Annotated in this window: 12 protein-coding genes; 8 read left to right on the top strand and 4 right to left on the bottom strand. The window is 63.6% G+C overall.

Going from position 1 to position 26,222, the window contains the following annotated elements; genetic code table 11:
- The coding region (locus DK254_RS06185) for a filamentous hemagglutinin N-terminal domain-containing protein (protein ID WP_218281404.1) at positions 1-6,165 on the top strand (6,165 nt) is incomplete at its 5' end.
- A gap of 721 nt (positions 6,166-6,886) precedes the next feature.
- Here DK254_RS06185 and DK254_RS06180 read toward each other — a convergent pair.
- Together DK254_RS06180 and DK254_RS06175 are read right to left on the bottom strand one after the other, a co-directional pair.
- Positions 6,887-7,777, bottom strand: a complete 891-nt coding sequence (locus tag DK254_RS06180; RefSeq protein WP_109933086.1) for a serine hydrolase — start codon at positions 7,775-7,777, stop codon at positions 6,887-6,889.
- Positions 7,778-7,978: 201 nt separating this feature from the next.
- Positions 7,979-8,830: a helix-turn-helix domain-containing protein gene (locus DK254_RS06175; RefSeq protein WP_109933085.1), complete on the bottom strand. Its 852-nt coding sequence runs from the start codon at positions 8,828-8,830 to the stop codon at positions 7,979-7,981.
- 149 nt (positions 8,831-8,979) lie between these two features.
- On the opposite strand from DK254_RS06175, the gene DK254_RS06170 reads away from it, so the two are divergent.
- Positions 8,980-9,363, top strand: coding sequence for a hypothetical protein (locus DK254_RS06170; RefSeq protein WP_109933084.1), 384 nt, complete (start codon positions 8,980-8,982; stop codon positions 9,361-9,363).
- 10 nt (positions 9,364-9,373) lie between these two features.
- Complete coding sequence (locus tag DK254_RS35140; RefSeq protein WP_109933083.1) at positions 9,374-9,739, top strand: antibiotic biosynthesis monooxygenase; 366 nt, start codon at positions 9,374-9,376, stop codon at positions 9,737-9,739.
- A 232-nt stretch (positions 9,740-9,971) separates the two neighbouring features.
- Here the strand turns inward: DK254_RS35140 and DK254_RS06160 are convergent, their stop codons facing one another.
- Complete coding sequence (locus DK254_RS06160; protein ID WP_109933082.1) at positions 9,972-10,550, bottom strand: TetR/AcrR family transcriptional regulator; 579 nt, start codon at positions 10,548-10,550, stop codon at positions 9,972-9,974.
- A 128-nt stretch (positions 10,551-10,678) separates the two neighbouring features.
- On the opposite strand from DK254_RS06160, the gene DK254_RS06155 reads away from it, so the two are divergent.
- The 5 genes from DK254_RS06155 to DK254_RS06135 all read left to right on the top strand — a co-directional run bounded on the left by DK254_RS06155 (position 10,679) and on the right by DK254_RS06135 (position 21,252).
- Positions 10,679-11,524, top strand: coding sequence for an alpha/beta fold hydrolase (locus DK254_RS06155; RefSeq protein WP_109933081.1), 846 nt, complete (start codon positions 10,679-10,681; stop codon positions 11,522-11,524).
- Positions 11,525-11,634: 110 nt separating this feature from the next.
- On the top strand, positions 11,635-12,723 hold the full coding sequence (locus DK254_RS06150) for an alkene reductase (protein ID WP_109933080.1): 1,089 nt from the start codon (positions 11,635-11,637) through the stop codon (positions 12,721-12,723).
- Positions 12,724-12,793: 70 nt separating this feature from the next.
- A complete protein-coding gene (locus tag DK254_RS06145) occupies positions 12,794-13,654 on the top strand; it encodes an alpha/beta fold hydrolase (protein WP_109933079.1) in 861 nt (286 codons plus the stop codon).
- 61 nt (positions 13,655-13,715) lie between these two features.
- Positions 13,716-14,717, top strand: a complete 1,002-nt coding sequence (locus DK254_RS06140) for an NADP-dependent oxidoreductase (protein ID WP_109933078.1) — start codon at positions 13,716-13,718, stop codon at positions 14,715-14,717.
- Positions 14,718-15,204: 487 nt separating this feature from the next.
- Complete coding sequence (locus DK254_RS06135) at positions 15,205-21,252, top strand: ATP-binding protein (protein ID WP_109933077.1); 6,048 nt, start codon at positions 15,205-15,207, stop codon at positions 21,250-21,252.
- Between the two features lie 284 nt (positions 21,253-21,536).
- Here the strand turns inward: DK254_RS06135 and DK254_RS06130 are convergent, their stop codons facing one another.
- A complete protein-coding gene (locus DK254_RS06130; protein WP_158546400.1) occupies positions 21,537-25,781 on the bottom strand; it encodes a putative Ig domain-containing protein in 4,245 nt (1,414 codons plus the stop codon).
- Positions 25,782-26,222 lie beyond the last annotated feature (441 nt).

Here is a 26,222-nt window from a genome sequence, read left to right as displayed (position 1 = left end):
AGTACCCAGCTGGGCGGGATCATCATCGGCAACCCCAACCTCAAGGGCCAGGCGGCGCAGAAGATCCTCAACGAAGTCACCGGCGGCAGCCCCTCGCAGCTCAAGGGCTACACCGAAGTGGCGGGGCAGGGTGCCCACGTCATCGTCGCCAACCCCAATGGCATCATCTGCAACGGCTGCGGCTTCATCAACACCCCGCGGGCCACCCTCACCACCGGCAAGCCGATCCTGGCCGGCGAACGCCTGCAGGGCTACGACGTGGACGGCGGCGAGATCGCCGTCGAAGGCGCCGGGCTCAACGCCAGCAACCTCGACCGGTTCGAGTTGATTACCCGCAGCGCCAAACTCAACGCCGACCTGTACGCCAAGCAACTGACCGTGGTGGCCGGGCGCAACCAGGTGGACGCCGAGACCCTGGCTGCCAGCGCCAAGGCCGACGACGGCCGCGCCAAGCCGCAACTGGCCATCGACAGCGCGGCATTGGGCGGCATGTACGCCAACACCATCCGCCTGGTGGGCACCGAGCAGGGCGTGGGCGTGAAGCTGGCCGGCAACATGGCCGCCAGCGCCGGCGACATCCGCATCGACGCCAACGGCAAGCTGGAACTGGCCCAGGCCGCGGCCAGCGGCGACCTCGCCCTGAAGGGCCAGGACGTGGCCCTGAACGGCCCGGCCTATGCCGGCGGCAATGCGAGCGTGCAGGCCGGTGGGGCGTTGAGCAATACGCAGAGCCTGGCCGCGGGCTCGACCCTCGAGCTGAAGGCGAACCAGCTCAGCAACAGCGGCGTGATCGAAGCCGGCGTGAATGCCGACAACAGCCGCAACGCCGCCGGCGATCTCTCGATCACTGCGCAGCACCTGCGCAACGCCGGCAGCCTGATCGCCTCGCGCAACCTGGATGCCCATGCCGCGCAGCGCCTGGACAACCGCCAGGGCAAGATCGGCGGCCAGCATGTCCGCGTCAGCGGCGGCACCCTGGACAACCGCCTCGGCCTGTTCGCCGCCGAACAGGGCCTGCGCCTGGACCTGGCCAGCCTGGACAACCGCGAGCAGGGCCTGCTGAGCAGCCAGGGGCGGCTCGAGGGGCGCGTCGGCCGGCTGGACAACCAGCACGGCGGCATCACCGCCCAGGCCGTCGAGCTGCAGGGCGATAGCCTCGACAACCGGGGCGGCCAGATATACGCCGAGGCCGGGCTGGCGCTGGACCTCGGCGCCAACCTGGACAACCGCGGCGGGCGCCTGGAAGGCAATGGCGTGCGGGTGCGCGCCACCCGCCTGGACAACTCCGCCGGCGGCGTTCTCGGCAGCGCCCGGGGCCTGCTGCAACTGACCGTCGGGCACTTCGACAACCGCGACGGCATCGCCCAGGGCGCGGCACTGCTGCTCGACGCCAACAGCGTCGCCAACACCGATGGGCACCTGGCGGCCACCCATGGCGACGCCCGGGTGAACAGCGCCGGCTTCGACAACCGCTCCGGCGGCCTCTTCGCCAGCCAGGCCCTGCGCCTGCATGGCGGCGACTTCCTCAACCACGGCGGCCAGGTCGGCGCCCAGGACATCGACTTCAGCCTGCGCGGTGCGCTGGACAACGCCCACGGCCTGATCGAGGCCGGCAACCAACTCACCCTTGCCGCCGCCGAACTGTCCAACCTGCAGGGCCGCGTACGCGCCCTCGGCCAGCAGGGTGCCACGCACCTGGGCATCGGTGGCCTGCTGGACAACAGCGACGGCCTGCTGGAAAGCGCCGCCGCCGACCTGCTGCTCGCCAGCGGCGAACTGCGCAACGACGGCGGCAGCGTGCGCCACCTGGGCAGCGGCGGATTCGGCATCGACCTGGTGCAGCTCGGCCAGGCCGGCGGCAGCTTCGTCACCAACGCCGCGCTGAGCCTGAGCGCGGCCAGCTGGAGCAACCGCAGCAGCCTGCAGGCGCGCGAACTGACCCTGGACATCGGCCAACTGCAACAGGCGGCCGGGGGACGGCTGCTGGCCAGCGAAAAGCTCGAGGGCAGCGGCGGCGACTGGAACAACGCCGGGCTGATCGCCAGCGACGGCGACCTGGCACTGCACCTGGGCGGGCGCTACAGCGGCAGCGGGCAACTGAGCAGCCTGGGCGAGCTGGGCCTCGATGCTGCCAGCCTCGCCCTGGATGGTAGCGCCAGCATCACCGGCGGCGCCGCCACCCGCATCAACGTCGGCGGCAGCCTGGACAATGCCGGCCGCATCACCGCGGCCGGCGACCTGCTGGCCCGCGCGGCGAACCTGAACAACACCGGCACCCTGGGCAGCGCCGCCAACCTGCGGATCGAAAGCGCGGAGCTGCGCAACGAAAACGGCCTGCTGTTCAGCGGCGGCGACATGGCGCTGCGCGTGCAGCGCTTCGTCAACCGCTACGCCGATGTCTACAGCCTGGGCGCCCTGGACATCGCCGCGGACGACCAGCAGGGGCGCGCCGGCGTGGTGGAGAACCGCTCGGCCACCCTGGAGGCGCAGGGCGACCTGGCGATCGCCAGCGACAGCCTGAAGAACACCCAGGACGGCTTCCGCCTCGGGCAGAAGCTGATCTCCGGGGAAATCATCGTCCGTTGCTACGACTGTTCCGGCGACCACTACAACGTCGACTACATCGCCCGGGAGGTCTACGCCAGCGAGGTGCAGGAGGCGTCCCCGGCCGCCTTCATCCAGGCCGGCGGCAACCTGCGGGTGGACGCCCAGGACTTCGAGAACACCGCGAGCACCCTGGCCGCCGGCGGCGACATCGCCATCAGCGCCGCCAGCTTCGTCAACCAGGGCATCAGCGGCGGCGAGAGCATCCGCACGCGGCTGTTCAACAGCGGGCGGGTCACCGACGGCACCATCGAGCGCTTCGTCGGCCATTACGTCCTGCCCTACAACCTGGCGAACAACGCCGACCCCTCGGTGTTCAGCTACTGGGACGACCTCATCGGCGGGCTCAACCAGGGCACGATAAGCCCCTTGGAACTGGCCAACGGCATGCTTCTGCATGTCTACCGCGACGCCAATGGCAACATCTACCGGCCGCTGCACGTGCCGGACTACCAGGCCAACCACTACGACCCGGACAACCTGCTGGAACTGCCAGCGGCGCTGTACGACCTCGGCCTGCTCAGCGACATCTGGGAATACCGGCCGGGCGGCGCCACCTCCGCCAACGCCGTCATCCAGGCGGCCGGCACGGTGGAAATCAGCGCCGGCGAGCGCCTGGACAACGGCGTCATCCACCCGGGCATCGCCTACGACGGCGGGGTGGCACGGGTCGAGGACGTGCAGGTCGACGGCCAGTCGCAACCCCTGGTGGTGGTGCTCAATCCACAGCTGCCGCCGGACCTGGCCCAGCAGGCGGTCAACCCCATCGCCCTGCCGGGCTTCCGCCTGCCCCAGGGCGAGCACGGCCTGTTCCGGCTCAACGCCCCGGACAGCGGCCACCCCTACCTGATCGAAACCAACCCGGCACTGGCCGGGCTCAAGCAGTTCCTCGGCTCCGACTACCTGCTGGCCCAGCTGGGCTACGACCCGGCCCGGGCGCAGCAGCGCCTGGGCGACGGCCTCTACGAACAGCGGCTGATCCGCCAGGCCCTGGTGGCGCGCACCGGCCAGCGCTTCATCGCCGGGCTCTCCAGCGACGAAGCGCTGTTCAGGTACCTGATGGACAACGCCATCGCCCACAAGGACAGCCTCGGGCTGAGCGTCGGCGTGGCCCTGAGCGCCGAACAGGTGGCGGCGCTGACCCACGACATCGTCTGGCTGGAAGAGGCCGAGGTGAACGGCCGGAAGGTGCTGGTGCCGGTGCTCTACCTGGCCCAGGCCGAACATCGCCTGGCGCCCAACGGCGCGCTGATCCAGGGGCAGGACCTGGCCCTGATCAGCGGCGGCGAGCTGAACAACGCCGGCACCCTGCGCGCCAGCAACGACCTCGGCGCCACCGCCGCCAACATCGGCAACAGCGGCCTGATGGAGAGCAACCGGCACCTGCAACTGCTGGCCACGCAAAGCATCCGCAACGCCGCCGGCGGCATCCTCAAAGGGCGCGACGTCAGCCTCGCCACGCTGACCGGCGACGTCGTCAACGAACGGACATTGACCCAGGTGCAGGGCCAGGCCAGGGGCGCCAGCCTGCAGACCAGCCTGCTCGACAGCGCCGCGCGCATCGAGGCCGACGACGACCTGTCGATCAGCAGCGGGCGCGACCTGCTCAACCTGGGCGGCCAGCTGCAGGCCAAGGGCGACATCCAGCTGCAGGCCGGGCGCGACGTGCTGATCGGCGCCGTCGAGTCCGTCGACGGCAATGCCCGTCGCGACAAGCGCCATCACTGGGAACAGACCGAGGTGCGCCAGCACGCCGCCGGCGTCCAGGCCGGCGGCGACCTGCAGGTCAGCGCCGGCCGCGATATCGGCGTGCAGGCCAGCCACCTGGAGGCCGGCGGCGACGCCAACCTGGCCGCCGCCGGCAACCTGCTGCTGGGCGCCGCGCAGGAGCAGAGCAACCGCGAATACCACTACCGGCGCAGCGGCAAGAAGATCGACAGCGAAGACAGCCGCGTCAGCCAGCGCGGCACGACACTGGACGCCGCCGGCGACGTCACCCTCAGCGCTGGCCAGAACCTGACCCTCGAAGCGAGCCGGGTGGACGCCGGCAAGGAAGCCTTCCTGGTGGCCGGCGACAAGCTCCAGCTGCTGGCCGGCCATGACAGCGACTACTCGCTGTACCAGAAGCAGAAGAAGGGCAGCCTCGGCAGCAAGAGCTTCAAGCGCGACGAAGTCACCGACGTGAAGGCCGTCGGCAGCCAGATCAGCGCCGGCGGCGACATCACCCTGCTCAGCGGCGGCGACCAGACCTACCAGGCCGCCAGGCTCGAAAGCGGCAACGACATCGCCATCGTCAGCGGCGGCGCGGTGACCTTCGAAGCGGTCAAGGACCTGCACCAGGAAAGCCACGAGAAGAGCAAGAGCGACCTCGCCTGGCAGTCCGCCAAGGGCAAGGGCCAGACCGACGAGACGCTACGCCAGAGCCAGTTGATCGCCCAGGGCGAACTGGCGATCAAGGCCGTGGACGGCCTGAAGATCGATATCAGGCACATCGACCAGAAGAGCGTCGGGCAGACCATCGATGCGATGGTGCAGGCCGATCCGAACCTGGCCTGGCTGAAGGAGGCCGAGGCGCGGGGGGATGTGGATTGGCGGCGGGTGAAGGAAGTGCACGATTCCTTCGATTACAGCAGTTCGGGTATTGGCACCGGGGCTGCAATTGCCATTGCCATCATCGTGGCTGCTGCAACCTACGGAGCTGCAACCAGTGCAGTAGGTTCTGCTGCAGGCGCTGGGGCCGGCTCTGGAACTACGATGGCGGCTGCAGGTAATGCCGCTCTGGTTGAAGCTGGTGCTGCGGTTGGCACTGCTGCCGCAGGTTGGGGGAACGCGATGGCGGCGACTGCTATTTCTTCTGTCGCTGGAACCGGGGCCGCCAGTTTTGTTGGGAACAAGGGCGATCTGAGGCAAACACTCAAGGACATCACCAGTGAGGACAGCCTGAAAGGTTTTGCCACTGCGGCACTTATTGCGGGATTCGGCGCTGGCTATACGGAGGGCTGGGGTAGGGAGTTGACTGCCGAGGGGAACTACAAACTGATCAGCTATGGCGACCGGATCAAGGCTTATGCTGCCAATACAGCACTAAAAGGCATCCTTAATGGGAGCGACAAGGATACGTGGCTGAGTATTGCTGCTACGGGAGCCTTGATGGAGTTGTACCAATATTCGGTTGGGCGAGGGCCAGATGCAAGGCCTGGTGTTGATCGACCTAATGGCTCGGCCTTTGATAGTGATGGTGGTTTTGTCCCGATGGTACTTGATCGAGAGGGAAAGAATATTGGGTTGAACCTGCCTCTAAATGATCTCGCTTGCTCCAGCTTTTATTCGATCTGTCATGGTACTCCTATAAGTGATGCCTTGAATCAAGTCCCAGGCTTCAATTCTTTTGCAACTTTGCATGACCAATGGATGATAAGTTTGGAAGCTCTGAAAGGGAGTAATATGAGTGTCCTTGAGAACTTGGGAAGTATGCCGCCGGCTATGCTGGTTAACTATGGGGCCTTGTATGATAAGTATCGAGAGATGATAAAGAGTATCCGAAATGCTGCCGATCATTAGTAAGTGGATGGTTGCTTCATTCTTAAGTGCCTTTTTGTTTTTAGGGCTTTCAGGGTGTCTGTCCTATGATGCTTGGGAGAAAAGCAGAGATACATTGATAGGAATGAAGTTCGATCCGAAAACATCATTGGTGGGAAAGGAGAGAGTCTATTTTGTTAGGGGGGTCAATAGCAGACGGTCAATTGACTATTCAAAGGTTGAGAGTGGGGGGATTCGCTACTATATAACATATACAGTCCCATTTTGTCAGTACTCCATATTTGTATCCTCCGACGGTATTATACGCTCATGGCGTCGTGAGTCTGTCGACAGAAAAAGCTGTTATGTTTATTAGAAGGGTAAGCCTGTCCGATGGGCTGTAGAGAGTGTGCGTGATCTCTGATCGCTTTCCTTTGAGACAAGAGGGTAGCCTTCTAGATGTTTGAGGATGAAATGGGGCTGAAATGGAGCGAATTTATTTCGGTCATCCCAATTTTGGTCGGAGATAAGCTCGGTGTTCGCAACTAATCTCCCTGGCTGGCTGATTGTATGCTTTCGGGTCGCATTATTTATATGTTGTTTGGGGGCGTTACCTGGTCTTCTGAAAGCGTCGCGAAGAAGGGGCGATTTCGCTGCTGACCGGTTTCTGCTGCCAGTGAGCGATTTTCTTTCGACGCTAAACGAACGTCGAATCGGCGAGTGGGTGATATCCATCGCAGGCTGCGACAAGACCTACGACGTCTCAGCGCGCCATCTCAAGTGCCTCGCGTATTTCCTGTACGGCCAGCGCTTCGACACTTCCCTCATCTGACCCCGTCGAGAAAACTGCGCAGCAGGCGGCTGTTTCTCCAACTGCGCATCGATAGACCGCCACCACGCTTCCGGGGCCACACCCGGTATGCCCGGCCAGGGTCAGGCCGCCCTCGATCGTCCCTCGCATCAGGCCCAGGGCATATCCTGGCGTGACCCACGGCCGGCCGGGCATCGGGCCACCCAATGTCCGTGTCGCCTGCATTTCCTGAAGCAGGTTGGCAGGGAGCAGTTCTCCGGCGAGCAGGCGATCCAGGAAAAGGGCAGCCTGCGAAACAGGGCCCGTCAGCAATCCGTGGTAGACCCAGCCGGGGTCGTAATTCAACGAATTGCCGAGGTACGCCCCGTTCAGGTCTGCGCGTTCCGTTGCGAAGCGAACCGCCGAGATGCCGAGCGGGGCCAGGACTTGCTGCCTGAGCGCTTCTTCAAGCGGCAGGTCTGCGGCACGCTCGATGAGCCGGGCGACAAGCATGAAACCCACATTCGAGTAGCGCCAGCCAGCCCCAGGGCTGTAGCGGAGCCGGTGGCCATCCAGGCGCTGCATCATCTCGTCCGCGGGCCACGCCGGTTCATGATTGGCAACGGCGGCGTGGTACTCGGGAAGCTCGCCATAGTCAGCGAGGCCTGCTTCGTGGCGTAGAAGTTGACGCAAGGTGCAAGCGGTTTCAGGAAGCGCAGCATCCAGAGCGAGTCGACCGTCGCGTACCAAGGTCAGGGCGGTCGCGGCTAACACCGTTTTGGTGAAACTCCACCATGGCACACGGGGTTCGACCTTCGGGGAGGCTGTTATTGATCGACCGTTGGAAAGGGTGGAGATCAGCATCGAATACTCAAGCGATAATGGCGGGCCGGTGCGAAAGCGTAGAGGCAGCAACATACCCCATTCCCGGCGATGCAGGCCCAGTTGGCTTTCTTCTTCTACCGGGACGGGTTCGCGACGTCCGCACTTTGACGAAAGAGAACCATGGTTCGCTTATCCAGGACGAACCGTCGATCGTGACGCTTAACCTGCCCAACCCGACGCTCAAGGCGCCAGCACGATGCCGCCCCCAGGCGTGGCATCACCAGCACTCCCCGCAGTGGCTGCACGCTCGAGCAGGTAGCGCGCCGGTGGCTTGCCCATCGCCTTGCGGAACATGGTCACGAAGCCGCTGGCACTTTCGTAGCCCAGGTCCAATGCAACCGCCTGCACACTCTCTCCATTGGTCAGGCGCCGCAGCGAAAGGATGATGTGCAGCTGCCGGCGCCACCGGCCGAAACTCATGCCGACTTCCTGCATCAGCAGGCGGCTCATGCTGCGTTCGCTCATGCCGATGCATTTGGCCCATTCAGCCATCGACGTCTTGCTCGAAGGATCGGCAAGCAGCATTTGCGCGAGCTGGCGCAGGCGCTGGTTTTGCGGCATCGGCAAATGCAGGTACTCGATGGGCGCATCTCGCAGCTCGTCCAGCAACACGGCGATCAAGCGCGCCTCCGGGCCGTTCTCGGCGTACAGCTGCTCGAATCCCGTCGCTTTGAGCAGCAGCTCGCGCAGCAGGGGCGAGACCGAGAGGGTGCAGCACTGGGTAGGCAGGCCTTCGATCGCGTCCGGTTCGACGAACAGGCAATAGCACTCGGTTTCTCCCGAGCCCCGGGTCGAATGCGGCATGTCTCCGGGAATCCAGATTGCGCACTGTGGCGGAACGATCCACACGCCCCTGTCCACCTCGCAGTTGAGAACTCCGCGCACCGAATAGATCAACTGCGCCTTGCGATGGTGGTGAAGCGCATGCTCCCAGTCCTTGGCAACCTGCGATGCATTCAGCGCAGTGACCTGGCGCGCGATGCTATCGATGTCCCACGTGAGCGATGGATCGTCAGCGGTAGTGGAGTCCATGACGCCTCCCCGAAGCTGTTGGCTGAAATGAGAAACAGTGTGGCTAGATTGTGCAATGACGCACTTCAGCCGGGCTAGTTATCTTGCAGGTGAATTGATGGCGCCCTGTATCCGGGGCGCCACCCACCTCAACGCAGGGGACGGCTCGCATGGTTATCGATTCCACACACTTTCCGCTGGTCTGGATGAAGGTTGGCGCATCCGGGATTCACACCGACGACGAGGGGTTCAAGGCTTTCGAAGCATTGCTGGCGCGTTCGGAACCTTTCGTCCTGCTGGATGAGCGAGCGCAACAGGAGGAGCACGAACATTCCCACGAAGAAAGAAAACAGTTGTCCCTTTGGATGAAGCGCCACAAGGCCGCCTTGCGGTCGTTCGTCAAGGCGCAGATTTTCATCGAGCCGGATCTCGCCAGGCAGAAGGCAGCCGAACTGTTTGCGGGCAAGTTCGAAGCGTTCTGGGGCTACCCATTGCTGGTCGTCGCTACCCGGGAGGAAGGCCTGGAGTTGGCGCGCAAGTTACTGGGCCGGTAAGCGGCAGGAGATGACGTCCATGTGCCTAGTTGCAATCAGCACCGTCGAGATCAGACCAGCCAGCGGCTCGGCAGCGGTGCTGCGAACGAGATTGGAAGCGTTGCTGGCGAACTTGAACCGTACCTCTGGCTGTGCTGCCTACCGCCTGGCCTGCGAAAGCGGCCCTGGCGACACCTGGATCCTCACCGGGTACTGGGATTCGACCGAACGCATGACCGCGCACTTCGACCTGCCATGCCTGGCCAGGCTGTTCGAACTGCTGGTGCAGAGGCTGATTGTGGGGCTCCGGTTTGGGACATTCTTCGTGCCATCCCCAATCGAACGCGCTGGCGGGGCGGCAGTGCCAGGGCACCTTGAGTCTCCCTGGTCCGGATGACGGGCGGGTTCTGGCGGAAAGCGGCGCATGGTTCGTTTATCCAGGGCGAACCATGGTCACCGGTAGCAATCGATCCATAGCGGACGTCAGTTGAGCCGCAGCTCTTGACTACCCGTCTACCAGTTCTGGGACAGACAACTCAGGACGACATCATCCCATGTGGCTGCTGCCTGAAGATGCTGGCGCAGTTGACGCTCAGTGAGTGGTAGTCCGGTACCGAGCCTCCAGGCCGCTACCGTTCAGGCCGTGCCGATGAGTGGGACTGAATCGCCGAACGGCAGGTTTCCAGAATTTCGTCAGCAAGCGGAGAGTCGTCGGGACAAGCCCGCGACAACACGAGCGCACCGACAGCATGCGCGATCACGCTGATGTTCCTGGCGCGCGCCTCACGCGACATGGCTTCATTCCCGGTGACATCAGGGCTCAGTGCCGCCAGCAGGCGTTCCAGTCCGGTGGCAAAGACCTCTTTGACAGACTCCGGCTGGCGCGCAGCATCCGAGCACAACGCTGCCATGGTGCAACCCTGACCAGGGGCATCACGGTGCTGCCTGGATAAGTACTGCTGCAAAAACTCTCCAGGACCGGAGCCCTCGGTCATTGCCACCGTCTGCGAGATGCCACAAGCAGCGGCTTCCGCCATCAGGTCGGCCTTCGAGCCGAAATGCTTGTAGAAGCCGCCATGCGTGAAGCCTGCAGCGGCCATCAGGTCGGCAATGCCGACACCGTCATAGCCTCGCTCTCGAAATAGCTCAGACGCTGTTTCGACGATGTGAGCCCGGTTTGCCTGTGCTTGAGCCTTGGTGACCTTCATATCGAGCCGGGTGATTTCGCTATCTGCCAGAGGCCATCAGCATACATTGATTACGGTCATCATCAAAACGTTGACAGATTAGATTATGGTCATCATATTTTGAGTTCCTACTTGAAAGGACCTTGACCATGAGCCACACGCACCTGACCGCACCTACCCAGTTCATCGAGCTCGATGGCGACAAATTCGCCTACCGCCGCTGGGGCAACGCCTCCCGCTCGCAGCCACCGCTGTTCTTCGTGCAACACTTTCGTGGCGGTATGGACCACTGGGACCCGCTGTTGACCGACGGACTGGCCGAAGGCCGCGAGGTCATCCTCTTCAACGGCCGCGGCATCGCCTCGTCGACCGGAGCCCCGCGCAACCGCATCGAAGACATGGCCGACGACATCGCACTGGTGATCCAGGCGCTTGGCCTGGCCCAGGTGGACTTGCTGGGTTTCTCGCTTGGGGGCTTCCAGGTGCAGGAGGTGGCACTGCGTCATCCGAAGCTTGTTCGCAAGTTGCTGCTGCTTGGCACTGGATTGCGTGGCGGTGATCCGACCATGGAGCCCGAGGTGCTCGAGGTCGCTCCGCGTCCGGTCCCTACGGCAGAGGACTTCCTCTACCTGTTCTTCGGGCGCTCCGAAGCAGCCAGGCAGGCCGGACTGGCTTTCTGGGAGCGCCGCCATCAGCGCGTCGACCAGGACCCGCCCAGTTCCGCCGCGGTCGCCCGGGCACAGGGCGAAGCCCATGCCGCTTACCTGCCGCCACTGGCCGGTGAGCACCCCTACGCCTACCTGAATGCGATCCAGCAACCCACGCTGGTGCTCAACGGACGCAAGGACGTGATGATCCCGACGATCAACTCCTGGCACTTGGCACAGAACATCCCTGACGCTCAGTTGCTGATCTACCCGGACGCCGGCCACGGCGCGCAGTTCCAATACCCCGAGCGCTTCCTCAAGCACGCCATCCAGTTCCTGGCGGAGTAATGGCGCGAGCGGGTATGCACTCCACCAGGCAATGACCTTCGTTGGTTGGCTGTCGGCCGCAACCCGCCCATCGACCATGCCTACCCAAATTCGAGAGAAGGAACACCAACATGAGTACGAACGCGCTCTTCGAGCCATACCAACTGGGAGCTCTGACGCTGGCCAATCGCATCGTCATGGCGCCGCTGACCCGCAACCGGGCAGGTGCCGGGCTTGTGCCCAGCGAGTTGGCCGCGACCTACTACTCCCAGCGCGCTTCTGCCGGCCTGATCATCACCGAGGCCACCCAGGTGTCCGCCCAGGCCCAGGGCTACCAGGACACTCCGGGCCTGTACACACCCGAACAGATCGCCGGCTGGCGCAAGGTCACGGACGCCGTGCATGCCAGAGGCGGGCGCATCTTCGTGCAGCTTTGGCATGTGGGCCGGGTTTCACACGTCGATGTCCAGCCGGGTGGCGCCGCACCGGTCGCACCTTCGGCCATCCGGGCGGCGACCAAGACCTTCGTCAACAACGGCTTTGCCGACGTTTCCGAACCTCGCGCCCTCGAACTCACCGAGCTGCCAGGCATCGTGAACGACTTCCGCCAGGCCGCCGCCAACGCGATCGCCGCCGGCTTCGACGGCGTGGAGATCCACGGCGCCAATGGCTACTTGCTGGAACAATTCATCAAGGACGGAGCCAACCAGCGCACCGACGCTTACGGTGGCTCCATCGAAAATCGCGCACGCCTGCTGCTGGAGGTCGCCACCGCCGTGACGCAGGAAATCGGTGCTGACCGTACCGGCGTGCGCATCTCGCCCGTGTCACCGGCCAACGGCATTTCCAGCAGCGATCCGCAGCCGCAGTACGACTACATCGTCGAGCAGCTCAGCACGCTGGGCATTGTCTATCTGCATGTGGTCGAGGGTGCGACGGGCGGCCCGCGCGACGTGGCCCCATTCGACTACGACGCGCTGCGCCGCCGCTTCAGGCAGACCTACCTCGCCAACAACGGCTACGACCTGGAATTCGCCGCCGCCCAGCTTGATGCGGGCAAAGCTGACCTGTTTGCCTTCGGCCGGCCGTTCATCAGCAACCCTGATCTGGTCGAACGCCTGAAAAGCGGCGCGCCGCTGGCGCAGCTCAACCCGGCCACGCTCTATGGCGGCGGCGCTGCGGGTTACACCGACTACCCCACCCTGGCTGAAGCCAGATAAGCAAACCGGCTCCGGGTCGAACGCTGCATTGTTCCGGCCTGGAGCCATCTGACCCGCAGAGAGCGCCCCTATGAGCAGTTTCAATCCAGACCCCCAGTCGGCGGTTTCCTATGCCAACGCACAGACCCATCTAATTGAAGCCGGCGGAACCCGGTTCGCCTTCCGCGAGCTGGGCCTGCGGGACGCTGTTCCAGTGGTGCTGCTCAATCACTGGGGCGCTGTGCTGGACAACTTCGACCCAGGCATTGTGGATGGCCTGGCACGCAAGCATCGCGTTATCGCCATCGACTACCGAGGAATCGGCGCATCGGGTGGCGATGCGCCGATGAGCGTGGGCGAGATGGCCAGTGACACCATCGCTCTCATCCATGCGATGGGTTTCGAGCAAGTCGATCTATTGGGCTTCTCGCTCGGTGGTTTCGTGGCACAGGACGTGGTGCTGAAAGCGCCGGGCCTCGTGCGCAGGCTCATCCTCACGGGCACAGGCCCGGCGGGCGGTCAGGGTATCAACCGTGTTGGCGCTGTGTCCTGGCCACTGATACTCAAGGGCATGCTGACGCTGCGCGATCCCAAGACGTATTTGTTCTTCACTTCAACGGCCAATGGTCGGCGGGCAGCGAGCGCCTTTCTGAAGCGCCTGAATGAGCGCAGTACCGGTCGCGACAAAGGGCCGACACCTGGCGCATTCCTTCGCCAACTAAAGGCGATCAAGGACTGGGGGCAGCAGGCACCACAAGACCTCTCCCGCATGCGCCTACCTGTCCTCATCGCCAACGGAGACAACGACATCATGGTACCCACCTCGCTGAGCCGCGATATGGCCCGGCGGATTCCGGGCTCGAAGCTTGTGATCTACGAAGATGCCGGGCACGGCGGCATCTTCCAGTACCACGAAGACTTCGTGGCACAAGCCTTGGCGTTCCTTGAGTAATGGCGCAACGAAAGCCTCTTGCGAACAGATCACGCACCCAGAACATGAGAAGACCATCGCCATGAAAGCCTTCATCATCGATCGCTACGGCAAGAAGGAAGTCGGCCGTATTGCCGAAGCACGAGAGCCCGAACTGCAGGATGATGACGTCCTGGTCCAGGTCCACGCAGCAGGCGTCAACATGCTCGATGTCAAGATCAGGAGCGGAGCGTTCAAGCTCGTCCTGCCCTATCGTATGCCCCTCGTGCTGGGGCATGACGTCGCCGGCACGGTCGTCAGGGTTGGCCCGGGCGTGCGCAAGTTCGAACCGGGTGATGAAGTCTATGCGCGGCCGGATGATTTCCGAATCGGCACCTTCGCCGAATACATCGCCGTCAGGGAAGGGTCGCTTGCGCACAAGCCTGCCAACCTGAGCATGGAGGAAGCGGCCTCCATCCCGCTGGTCGCCTTGACCGCTTGGCAGGTGCTGGTTGAAACCGCCAAGCTCAAAAAGGGGCAGAAAGTATTCATCCAGGCCGGCTCCGGTGGCGTGGGCTCCATTGCCATCCAGTTGGCCAGGCATCTGGGGGCATTCGTCGCGACGACCACCAGCACCAGCAACCTCGGGTGGGTCAAGGCGCTGGGCGCAGATGTCGTCATCGACTACAAGAAACAGGACTTCGCCACCGAGCTGCGCGACTACGACGTGGTGCTGAACAGCCTGGGAAGCGACGAGCTGGAAAAGTCGCTACGGGTACTTAAGCCGGGCGGCCATCTCATATCCATCTCCGGCCCGCCCACGCCAGCGTTCGCGGTCGACCAGAAGCTGGCCTGGCCGCTGAAGCAGGTTCTGCGCCTGGTGAGCCATGGCATCAGGAAAAAGGCAAAGCGAAGTGGCATCCACTACACATTTGTTTTCATGCGGGCAAGCGGCAGTCAACTTGGCGAAATAAGTTCTCTAATTGAGTCCGGCGCCATCAAGCCAGCGGTAGATCGAATCTTCCCATTCGACTCGGTAGCAGATGCCTTGGCTTACGTTGAGACGGGGCGGGCGAAAGGCAAGGTGATCATCAAAGTGAAGTGACGAAGCCAAATTGAGCTGCGGAGGACAAACAGGAATTGTCGATGGTGCAGAACAATCGGCTGTAGATGATTCTGGCCCAGCATCCTGGAGTGGAAAGCCCGGGGTTCACCGTGCACTCTCCCGGAGAGGGTGGACAGATATGAACCGTCCCTGTTTTTGCGACACGCATTGTCCGCTCCTGGCCGATAGCTGCCCTCGGCCAGCGACAGCTTCCGACCCATTGCAGTCGTTCGTAAGAGGCAGAAACCGGCCACGACCTGTCGCTCGAATTTCCTGACTGAACGGCAGGAATAGGCTGATGTTAGTCATTCACGCCCCATCTCGTGAATGACCGCTCCGATTGGGGCTGGCCAGGCTCCGTTTCAGAGCAGCGCTCAATGACTTAGCCGCATCTACCGTCTGTTGCTGGACGCCTCGGGTTATGCTGAAGCAGTTTTCTTGGTATCAGTTGGCGTCAACTACCTAATCCATTCACATGGCTCCAAAAATGTCCAAGAAACCGAATCCATCAACCTCTGTAGCTCCTGCAACTGCGCCGGCGGAGGGCGAACGTCGAGCACTCCGTGGATACATTGGCCAGTACGAGCGGGCGGGCGCTGCCATTTATGCTGCGCTCGAGCGCGACGAGCTGCTCTGGATCGGCGTCGCAGACCGCAACGCGGGTATTGCCGACGACTTGGTGCTCGGTTTCGATGGGTTGGTGGTCGGCCACCAGTTCAAGACGTCCAAGTTCCCAGGCACTTTCACTGTTGAGACGCTGTTTACTGGTGCCAACGGCCTCTTGAGGCCCCTGGTTCATGCTTGGCAGTGCCTGCGCAAGGACAACCCGGGAAGCCGGGTCGAGATTCGCCTGGTTGTTAATGACTTTCCGTCGATTACTGACAAGCCAGGCGATGGCACGCCGCCCCACAGCGCGGCATTTCTTGAGGAACTCCAACAGCATCCAAATCGGCCGCTAGCGGATTGGTACACGCAGGAATGGAGTCGACTGATCAACCACCTGCGCCGTGAAGCCGGCCTGGGCGATGACGACTTCGAACAGTTCTTGCACAGCCTCCGTGTGGTGTGCGGAGCTGCGGCCAACTTCATCCAGTCGCACAAGTTGAACGCCGAGCAGGCGCGGCAGGCATCCGAGATTGCAAGCGTACTGCCCAAGCTGGTCGCCGATGCCCGCGACAAAGACAGGTGGACGCGTGAAGAGCTGCTTAGTGAGCTTGGCTGGCGCGATCCCGCCAAGACGCTGCTCATCCACCGGTTCCCGGTCGGCGCCTATGTCCAGCGCAACCGCGACACTGAGGTCAAGCTGCTAGCCGCGCTGCATGCCGCCGACCAGGGCTATGTCTCACTCATAGGACCGCCTGGCTCCGGGAAGTCCACTCTCCTGCAGATTGCGCTGGCCACTGAAGCAAATGTCCGGCTCGTTCGCTACTTGGCGTACGTGCCGGGCGCTGCTCAAGGCGTGGGTCGTGGGGAGGCCGACAACTTCCTGATCGACGTCGGCACGCAGCTGCGCAACAGCGGTTTGGTTGGACTTCGTCTTCGCGATGACTCGCTGCATGAGCGCCGCGAACAGTTCGGAGTCCTGGTGCGGCAGGCTGGTGAACGCTTCGACCGCGACGGGATCCGAACAATCATCGTCGTCGACGGGCTCGACCATGTGCCTCGCGAAGAGCGGCCGACCAATTCGCTTCTGGGCGAGCTGCCTCTTCCCGCGGCCATCCCCAACGGGGTTGTGTTCGTGCTTGGCACACAGCGGCTGGATCTCGCGAATCTGAAGCCCGCCGTAAGAGAGCAAGCGGAGAAGAGCGAGCGACAGGTTCTCATGGGGCCTCTCGGCCGCGAGGAGGTCGCCCGGATGGCGGATGCGCTTGGCCTGCCTGCCGAGATTCCGAGGTTGGATCTAAGCAATCTCACGCATGGCCACCCGCTGGCAACGCGTTACTTGATTCAGGCGCTGTTGCACGCGGACGAAGCCGGCCGTAAGCACCTTCTCAGCGGCGGGATGCCGTTCGACGGCGATATTGAGACCGTGTACACCGCTGCTTGGCGCGAGATCGCAAGCGATGTCGATGCCATGGACGTGCTGGGCTTCATCGCTCGGGCTGAGGCACCCATGGACCTGCGGCTGCTGGCCACGATGGTCAAGGAGTCCGCGATTGAACGCGCCCTGATCGTTGCACGGCACCTGCTCCGCAGTTCATCCCAGGGGTGGAGCGTCTTCCACAACAGCTTTCGGCTGTTCGTCATCGCTCAACCGCGAACCCGCCTCGGAAGCGTCGACGCCGAATACTCGCAGCGCGTGTACCGTGACCTCGCCCAGTTGGCGAAGAACGCGCCGCCCGAATCGGCGCAGCACTGGCTTGAGCTGCGCTACCGCGCCCGTGCCGGCGACGGTGCCGATGTACTTGCACTGGCGATGCCCGCTCGCTTCAGGCAGCAACTGGCTGACGGGTGTTCTATCGCCGAGATCCACGCCGATATCCGCCTGGCTCTGCTGGCAGTGCGTGGAACGCACGACGCGACCGCCTTCGCACGGCTGCTGCTGTGTCGTGACGAAGTGGGGCGGCGGGAAACTGCCCTTGAGTACGCCAACCAGCTTCCGCTGGCGATGCTGGCGGTTGGGGACATTGATGCAGCCCTGGCCTTCGTGCAGTACTTCCCCAGCCAGGGCTACGAGGTCGTCGACGCCCTGTTAGCGCGAGGGGACTTCCAGCGGGCGAAGGAACTGTTTGAAAGCCTCGAGCCACTGTCGCAGCTCCATACGTCCAAGTTCCAGGACCACGGGCACGACCACAACATAACGGAGTTCGAGAGGTGGGCAAGGCGCGCCGTCCACTTCCGAGACACCGAGCAGATCCAGATAGCGATTGACCACCTCGCCGCAGAGGGGCTCCGCCAGCCCGAAAAGGTGGATCCGCAAACTGTCGCCGCGCTGCAACTGCATCTGAGGAGGGAAGCCGCAGAGGCGATGCTCCTTCAGAAGGTTGGCGCCGATCCACAAGACCTCTGCAGCAATCTCGGGGTAGCCAACGAAGACAAGCCTTCGGTGATGGTTCACGCAGGTCTTGTGGCCAGTCGGCGTGGCGACGTTGCGCAAGCGCTTGCCCTGTTTGATGCTGCCGCCGCCCTTCCTGGCTTCGTAGAGGTACCCAACGGCTACCGACGCCGGATGGCACTAATTGCATTCGAAGCTGACCGTCGTGACCTAGCCGAGGCCCTGTTCGACAAGCTGGTCGCACCGATGATCTCTATGTGCGACGACGAGACGGACCTGGCTGGGCTGGGTAATCTGGTCGGCGCGGTGATGCATCACGCGAGGCTTTGCACGCTGCTCAATAAGCCGCTGCCAAGCGCGACACTATCGAAGCACACCTTCCTTCATCCGTTCCAGCAGCACGCCTCGACGATAGGCGTGCTTCTAGGTCGCGCCACCATCGACATCGCGTCCTTGCCGGCTGGCATCATCCAGGACGAAGCTCGTATTGCCCTTGGGTACGTCCTACGTCTGACTTCAGATGGCGGCAGCGAGTCATATCGCATTCAGCAGGCCTTCAAAGCGGTCCCCATTCTCGCGCAAGCGCTGCTGAGGCTCGGTGCCATGCGCGGCGAGACTGAGTACCGTGCGGTACTTCGGGAAATTGACGCAGCCATCGCCTCATCGACACTGGGGGGCACTGCGTACCTGCGACGCAGATTGGCCGTCGATGCGTATCGGGTTGACGGTGACCGGGTGGCGGCCGTCGATCGACTCAACGCACTCGTGGCGGAGCTTCAGGAGAGCACGCCGAGCGAGCAGATCGACGGGTTGGCGGATCTGGCCATCGCGTTGGCTGCGGTCGGGGACTTAGCGCGGGCGAAACAGTTGCTGGCGACGGTTCCCGAGCAATGCCTTGGCTACGCGTTGGCCCCCAAGAAAGACCCGCAGTACGCAATCTGGCAAGACATCCTGGTCCTTGCGAACGCCGCTGACCCGGAGACCCGTGTCAAGCGAGTCTCGACCTTGATGCGCCAGGTCGGTGGCATGACCGAAACGGAAGGGTCGTCGGCCGCGCATCGTTTGACGATGTCGCTAATCGAGGAAGCGACGCAGGTCGGACCTCGCTTCGGCTTCGAGGTGTCAAAGACACTGGCGGATTGGCATCTGATTGGCTGGCCGAACCGCGTCGACCTGCTCATGACGGGGATGGTCCGGCGAAGCCCTGAACTCGTCTTGGCTTGCGCGACGGTCTGGTGCGGTCTGTGTCTGCCGTTCTACATGGAACCGCACTACCGGGACCCGTACCACGTCGGCGACTTCATCGACATCGCCGCCGACGCCGCAGGACCCAGACAGATTGAACCGCTCACGCGGATGCTTTTGGGGGCGATCGAGGTAGCCAGCAGGGCACACGAGAGGGTCGGACTGCTCCAGCGCCTTGACACCGCTGCCGGAAGACATGGGTTTTCATCGGCCGAGCTCGATGCCGCCGTAGCCCGGTGGACGTCAGAAGCGCCGGAACCTCGACACTCGTATACGCCAAGCAAGTACGACTCGGAGACTACTCTCGAGCAGCTTGAGCGCGCGTTTGAAGCGGATGGCGACGAACTGAACTACAACGCCCCGTACCGTTTCAGATATCTGGCCGAGACGGCCCCGCTTCATTTGGTGCGGAGGATGTTTGAGCGCTGGCAGGTCTTGCAGGATGACGCGCGCTGCCGCTTCCTGATGGTTAGAAAGTTGGCTGCGGCTGGGGAGGTCGAGTACGCCAAGAAGCTGATACAAGGCTACGAGTCAAGCAAGGAGCCCTGGAGCTCCTGGAGCCAGTGGATGGGTGGCGGCAAGTTCTTTTACTTTGAGGCGAAGAAGCTCTTGCAGGGCCCATCCACATGCCCTGCTGCCTTCGAGAACATCGTCGATTCAGTGACGGCGGGCCAGGAGAGCACCCAGTCGCTACTGACAGAGCTAGATTCGATACTGCCGGTAATTAGCGCGACGCCGGATTGGCCAGCCATCTGGTCTCTGCTTGAGGAGCAGATGACCTGCACTCGCGAGTTCCAACTGGGGCGGCCCTTCCAGCCGAGCGAGCTACCGCTCAGAGACACGGAACTTTTGGAGGATCTGCTGCACTTTGCCTATCGGCTGCCCGTTGCAGAAGTTCAGCGGCACGCACGCAATTGCACGTTGAGCTTGGCAAGGCAAGCCGGACTCGGCCAAGCTTTGTTCAAGTCCCTTATGCGGCGACTTATGGCCGGCGAGTTAGATGCCCCCTTGCAGGCGCTCGGAACGCTGCTGGCTGCTGACAGTGCGGACCTCGCACCCGAGTTGGGCAGCGCCGTGGCTGCGTTGGTCAGTCACCGTGACATAGCGGTGGCAGAGTCAGCCGTGCTCTTGTCGCATTGGTGGGGGCTGGCTGTCCCCTTGGACGCGATGCCACTTCCGCTCTTCTATCGCCTCGAACTCGAGCACCCGCCAGAGGGCGACCAGGCATTCACGGACGAGAGAACTGGTGCAATGCGCGTCGAGTCGCCGCTTGGCTGGACCGAGATGTTGCGCTCGACGGCACGTCACATTGCGAAGGCGGCAGGCATTGAGGAGATGACAGTCCGCCGACGCGCGGCGATGTTCATCCAGGATTGGGGTGGACTTGAGGCATTCGGGCTCTCTGGCGTCAAGAGGCTTGAGGCTCAGCTTCGCGTCCTCGAGATGCAGATCACTTACCTGAAGCCCCACGCCTACATTGCCATTGCCGCCCTTCGCCACGTCGCGGGAGAACTGCGGCTGGCCGGCAAGCTGAAAGGCCGCGACAGGACGACGCTGTTGGAGCGTTTGGGTTGCCCGCTTCCGCCTCGGCCGCTGAGGCTCCCGCGAGTGCGTCCCGAATGGATTCGCATGCCGCTGCTTGACCGAAGTGCGGGTTGGTCCGAGCGAGAGCGGAAGTGGATTGACGAAGTCGGCGGTGACGTTGCCCCCTTCCCAGCAGACCGCCACGGCCTAGTCGTGGCCGAAGTATCCCGCTTCAAGATCCTCAAGCCACGGCTGTCGGAGCACCGCCTCTACCGCTTTAGAGCACCCTCGACAGAGATTGACAGTGAAGACTTCGACGACTGCTATGCCAGGCTGCCCATCGCTGTTTGGCTAGGCCAGTATGTCGCACTTGACAATGATCTGGCGCCAACGCTGGTAAGGCGAGTAGTTTGCTCCGTGGACATGGGCTTTGACGCAGCGGCCTATTCGTTCGCTTTGTGCCCGAACTGGGTGAAGCGGCTTCGCTGGAGCGCGCATGACGAGGAGCCCAGCGTCTTCCTCGACCCGAGTGGCGCTGTGGTCGCAAGGTTCTACTGGTGGCGTGATGCCGGCCCGGTTGATATCGATGCGGAGTCTCTGTGGGGCGAGGGTTGCTACCTCGTTCTGACGTCAGTAGGCATCGAACAGGTCACCACTGCCCGTGGGAAGCCGGACCTGGACATCAGCGTGTTCGCAAGCAGGCAAATCAAGCAACCGAGCAGCTACGGGCAGTCTCTCTTGAAGACGGCGAAGAACGGCTACTCAATCTAAGCCATTCAGATTCAGCGGCGATGTCAAGCGAGAGGGGCCATGCTGGCTCGAGCTGGCTGTCCCGGAGGGCTGCTTCCCGCCGGTGGCTAGCGTTCGTAGCAGCCTAACGATCGATCGCTCCCGCTGCGAAGCAGCCATCGGACTTTCCAAATCGAACTTCTGCTTTGGGTCGATTTGAGCCGATTACGACAGGCAGCTATTGGCCGATAGCTGTCGTTCAACAATGCCCCTGAGCCAAAGATCAAGGCCACCTTGCGGTGGCCTTTTTCGTTGCTGGACGTCGATCAGAATTTCCCGTCCAGGCCGATGCGGAACATCTCGTTGCGCTCGTTGGTGCCCAGCGCGCTCCTGTACGACAGGGCGACGCGCCAGGCACGGCCCAGGCTCAGGCTCAGGCCGGAGTCCATGTCGATGAAGTTGGTGTCCATCGGGTCGGGCGACAGCCGATAGAGCATGCCGTCATCGCCCTGGTCGGCGTAGCGCACGCGGTAGTCCTGATTGCGGTTGAAGTTGTGGCCCCAGGCGAGGCCCACGCGCGGGGTCAGCACACCCAGGCTGGTCTGGATGTCATAGCTTGTGCGCCATCCCAGGAACGAGGTGAAGTAGCGCAGATCCTGTTCTTCATAGGACAGCGCATAGATCCCGCCACCGTGCTCGCTATACCCGTCGAGGCGGGTGTAGCTGCTGTTCACCCGGGCGTATGGCGCCAGTGATAGCGCGCCCTGGCGATATTCGTAGCTGGCGGTCAGTGAGGCGAACAACTGGTCGGCGTCGCGGGAACCGCTGGCATAGCCGTTGGAAGGGTCGGCCGTGACGTAGCGCCGCGAGTCGAAACGGATGCGGTTGTAGCCCAACAGGGCATCGATATAGACCTCCGACAGCGGGTTGGCGCTCAGGTAGGCCGCCAGTCCCAGAGCATCGCCTTCGCTACGGCTGTCGTGCTCGCCGATGTCGGTACGGTCGTTACCGTAGCCGACGCCTAGACCGACCACGGTACGTGGCGAGAGGCGATAGTCCATGCCGGCGCTCAGGCCAAACGTGGTGAAGCTGTTGTCCTTGGCGCCGCGTGCCTGGTTGGAGCCGCTGTTGATGAAGCCGTCGGTCCAGAAGGCGAGGGCTTCTTCGGAGCATTCGCCGGCACTGGCGCGAGAGCTGTCCTTTTCCTTGCGACGCTGTTCGTCGTCGTCCGCGTCGACGCCGTTGCCTTCGAGTTCGTCGCGCAGCGCCTTGCCCAGGCCGCCGAGGTTCAGGTTGTCGCGCCCGCGTCGTACATCCGCGTTGAACGAATCGCGGTCGCAAGTCGGGCGGTGCAGTTGCTCCAGGCGGCGGTTGAAGTTGTCCATCTGGGTACTGGCGAAGCGCTCTGCGGCCCGCGACTGAGCGTTGAGCAGGCCGATCACTTCGGCGTCGCGAGTCGGGTCAGGGCGCGGTTGCACGCTGAAGGTCACTGTACTGGTTGCCGTGTTGCCGCCTGTGTTTTCCAGGCTGAAGCTCACCACTGCGCTGCCGGCGAAGGCGGCGGCCGGCACGAAACGCAGGGTGAACGGACCACTGAGGCTGGCGGTGCCCGCCGACGCCGGGCTCACCGACAACAGGCGCGCGCGCAGGAACGGACCGCCGCTGGCATCGCGGGTGAGATCGACACTGGCGCTCTGGCCCGGGGCCAGCGTTTCGCTGGAAGGCGGCACCACGACGGCCTGGGCCACGACCGTCAGGCTGTAGCTGCGGGTCCCGCTGGCGCCATTGGCGTCCGTCACGTTGATGGTGAAGTTGCTGTTGACCACCGCCGTGGGCGTTCCGGTGATGGCGCCGGTGGCGCTGTCCAGGGACAGGCCTGCTGGCAGGCTGCCGCTCAGCGCATAGCTGTAGGGCGCCATGCCACCGCTGGCGGCAAGGCTGGCGCTGTAGGCCATGCTCTGGGTCGCGCCGGGCAGGCCCGGTGTGGACGGCGTGATGACCAGTGTCGGCGCGGTGACGGTGATGTTCACCGTGGCCGCTGCCGAGGTGCCCCCTGGGCCGGTGACGGCATAGGTGAAGCTGTCGTTGCCCGAATAGCCGGCGGTGGGGGTATAGCTGAGGTTGGTACCGCTGACTGAAGTGGTGCCGTGGCTTGGAGCGCTGGCCACGCCGATGCCGGTGATGCCGCCGCCGCCCAGGTTCAGGGTGATGGGATTGGCGGAACTGTTGGCTGCCACCGTGACGCTCACCGGCCCGGCGACCGGCGCCTGGTAGGCGACCGTCAGGGCAAGCGCCTGCGAGCCGGTTGCGCCGAGGCTGTCGGTAGCCTGCACGGTGAAGTTGAAGGTACCGGCGGCGCTCGGAGTACCGCTGAGGATGCCGGCGGACGACAGGCTCACGCCGGAGGGCAGGGCGCCGCTGGTCACGCTGAAGCTGTACGGCGCGGTGCCGCCGTTGGCAGCAAGGCCTTGCGAGTAGGCCGTGTTCGCTGTGGCGCTGACCAGGTTGGCCGGCGTGAGTGCCAGGGTCGGTGCCGAGATGGTAAGGCTTACCGTGGCTGGCGCCGAGCTGCCGCCGCTGCCGGTGGCGCTGTAGGTGAAGCTGTCACTGCCCGAGTAGCCGGCGGTGGGGGTATAGGTGATGGTGGTGCCGCTGACCGCAGTGCTGCCGTGGCTCGGGCTGCCGGTCACGCTGACGCTGGTGGCGGCGCCGCCGCTCAGGTTCAGGGTGATGGGGTTGGCCGAGCTGTTGGCCGCCACCGTGGCGCTCACCGGACCGGCCACCGGGGTCTGGTCGGCGGTGACCACCAGGGTGTAGGCCTGGCTGGCGCTGAAGCCGCCGTTGTCGGTGGTGCGCACGGTGAAGCTGAAGGTGCCGGTGGCGGTCGGGGTGCCGCTGACAACGCCGGCGGACGACACGTTCAAGCCCGCTGGCGGGCTGCCGGTGACCACGCTGAAGGTGTACGGCCCGGTGCCGCCGCTGGCGGTGAGGGTCTGCGAGTAGGCGGTGTTCTGCGTCGCGTTGGTCAACGTGGCTGGGGAAATGATTATGGTCGGTGCCGTGACCGCGACGCTGACGGTGGCGACGCTGGAGGTGCCGCCTGGGCCGGTGGCGGTATAGCTGAAGCTGTCGCTGCCGGCAAAGCCCGGGTTGGGGGCATAGGTGATGCCGCTGCCTGTTGCGGTGGCGGTCCCGTTGGTGGCGAGGGTGGTGATGGTGACCAGAGTCACCGAGCCGCCGCTCAGGTTCAGGGGGACCGGGGTGCTGCCGCTGCCGCCCTGTACGGTCAGGCTCGAGTTGCCGGCGACCGGCGCCTGCTCGTTGACCGTCACGCTATAGCCGCGCGAGCCGGGCGAGCCCAGGCTGTCGGTGGCCGTGACGATGAAGCTGTAGTTGCCGGCGGTGGTCGGTGTGCCGCTGACCAGGCCGTTGCTGTTGACGGTGATACCCGGCGGAAGCGTGCCGCTGGTCGACCAGATGTAGCTGCCGTTGCCGCCACTGGCGCTCAGGTTCTGGCTGTAGGCCGAGCCGACGGCGAGCGAGCCGAGGGTGGTAGGCGTGATGGCGATGGTCGCGGCATCCACCGTCAGGCTGTAGGTGCGGTTGCCGGTGGCGCCGTAGGCGTCGGTGGCGGTGATGGTGAAGTTGCCGGTGGTGACGGCGCTGGGTGTGCCGCTGAGAGTGCCGCCGCTGTTCAGGGTGAGCCCGGCCGGCAGGGCGCCGGCAGTCACGGCGTAGCTGTACGGCGCCGTGCCGTTGGCACTGCTCAGGCTCTGGCTGTAGCTGTTGCTGGCGGTGGCGTTGGGCAGAGTGGTCGGACTGATGGCCAGGGTCGGCGCGTTGACGGTGATGGTGACGGTCGCTGGGGCCGAGGTGCCGTTAGCGTTGGTGGCGGTGTAGGTGAAGATGTCGGTGCCGGAATAGCCGGCGACCGGGGTGTAGGTGATCGAGGTGCCGCTGGCTGTGGCCGTGCCGTGGCTGGCCGCGGAGGCGACGGCCACAGAGGTGGGGGAGCCTGTGATCGCCAGGGTAATGGCATTGTTGGTCGAGTTGGCTGCCACGCCGGCTGTGACGTCGGTCGCCAGCGGGGCTGCTTCGGTGCGTGTCACGGTGATGGAATAGGTTTTGGTCGTCTGGCCATCGGCGGCGGTGACCCCCACGGTGATCGTGTTCGCTCCGACCGCCAGGCTGATCGCCGACGAGTCCGAGCCCGAGGCAACTGCAGCGCCATTGACCGTAATGGTGCTGTCACTGGCCCGGGCGGTAGGTCGCACCACGACCGCGCTGGCGCTGTTGCTCACGGCTGCCGTGTAAGTGGTGGTGGCGGTTGCGAACGTCGGCGACAGCGTGCCGACGGACAAGCTCAGGCCGGCCAGGGAGGCGTCGGCGACTACGGCCGCGGAGCAGGTGATGCTGACCGCACTGATGTACGTGCCGGTGGAAATCTGCGCGTAAAGGCCGCCAGCCGCCAGTTGGGCGGAGGAAACCGTCGCCGTATACGACCCGGCGCTGCCGGTATAGCTGCGGTAGTCGGAATAGACAGTGGTTATGGTGCGTGAACGCAGGTTCACGAGATCCGAGGTTATCGGACTGCCACCTGCACCCTGGCCATTGTCGGTATACGAAAAAGTGATGCTTTCGCCGCTGTCGAAGTCGGTGCTGGCGAACCGCCCGGTGTAGGAGGTGGTGCCACTGTTCGCGTTCAGTGTCGAACAGGCCGTGGACAAGGCATGTGCGAGGGTGGCCTGGAGCAGCATGACCAAAGCGACTACGCATCGAAGGGCTGGCCCCTTGCGCGTCATGCCTGATACACGGTTGTTTTCCCTGTGCGAAAGTAACGAAGAACTCAAGGTAAATTCCATTTAGAAAAATCTGCCAGGGCACTTCGAATGACTGGCGTGGGATTGAAGCGGAGGCCACGGGGATAGGGGTAGGCGACCTGTCCTGGGCAGCGGAGGCGGGTGATGGCATTATGCCTTTACCATGAAGCAATTGCATCAGCCAGCGGTCGA

The organism is Pseudomonas sp. RW407, from assembly GCF_003176655.1.
GTDB lineage: Bacteria > Pseudomonadota > Gammaproteobacteria > Pseudomonadales > Pseudomonadaceae > Pseudomonas > Pseudomonas delhiensis.
This window is presented reverse-complemented; position numbering and strand designations above follow the sequence as displayed.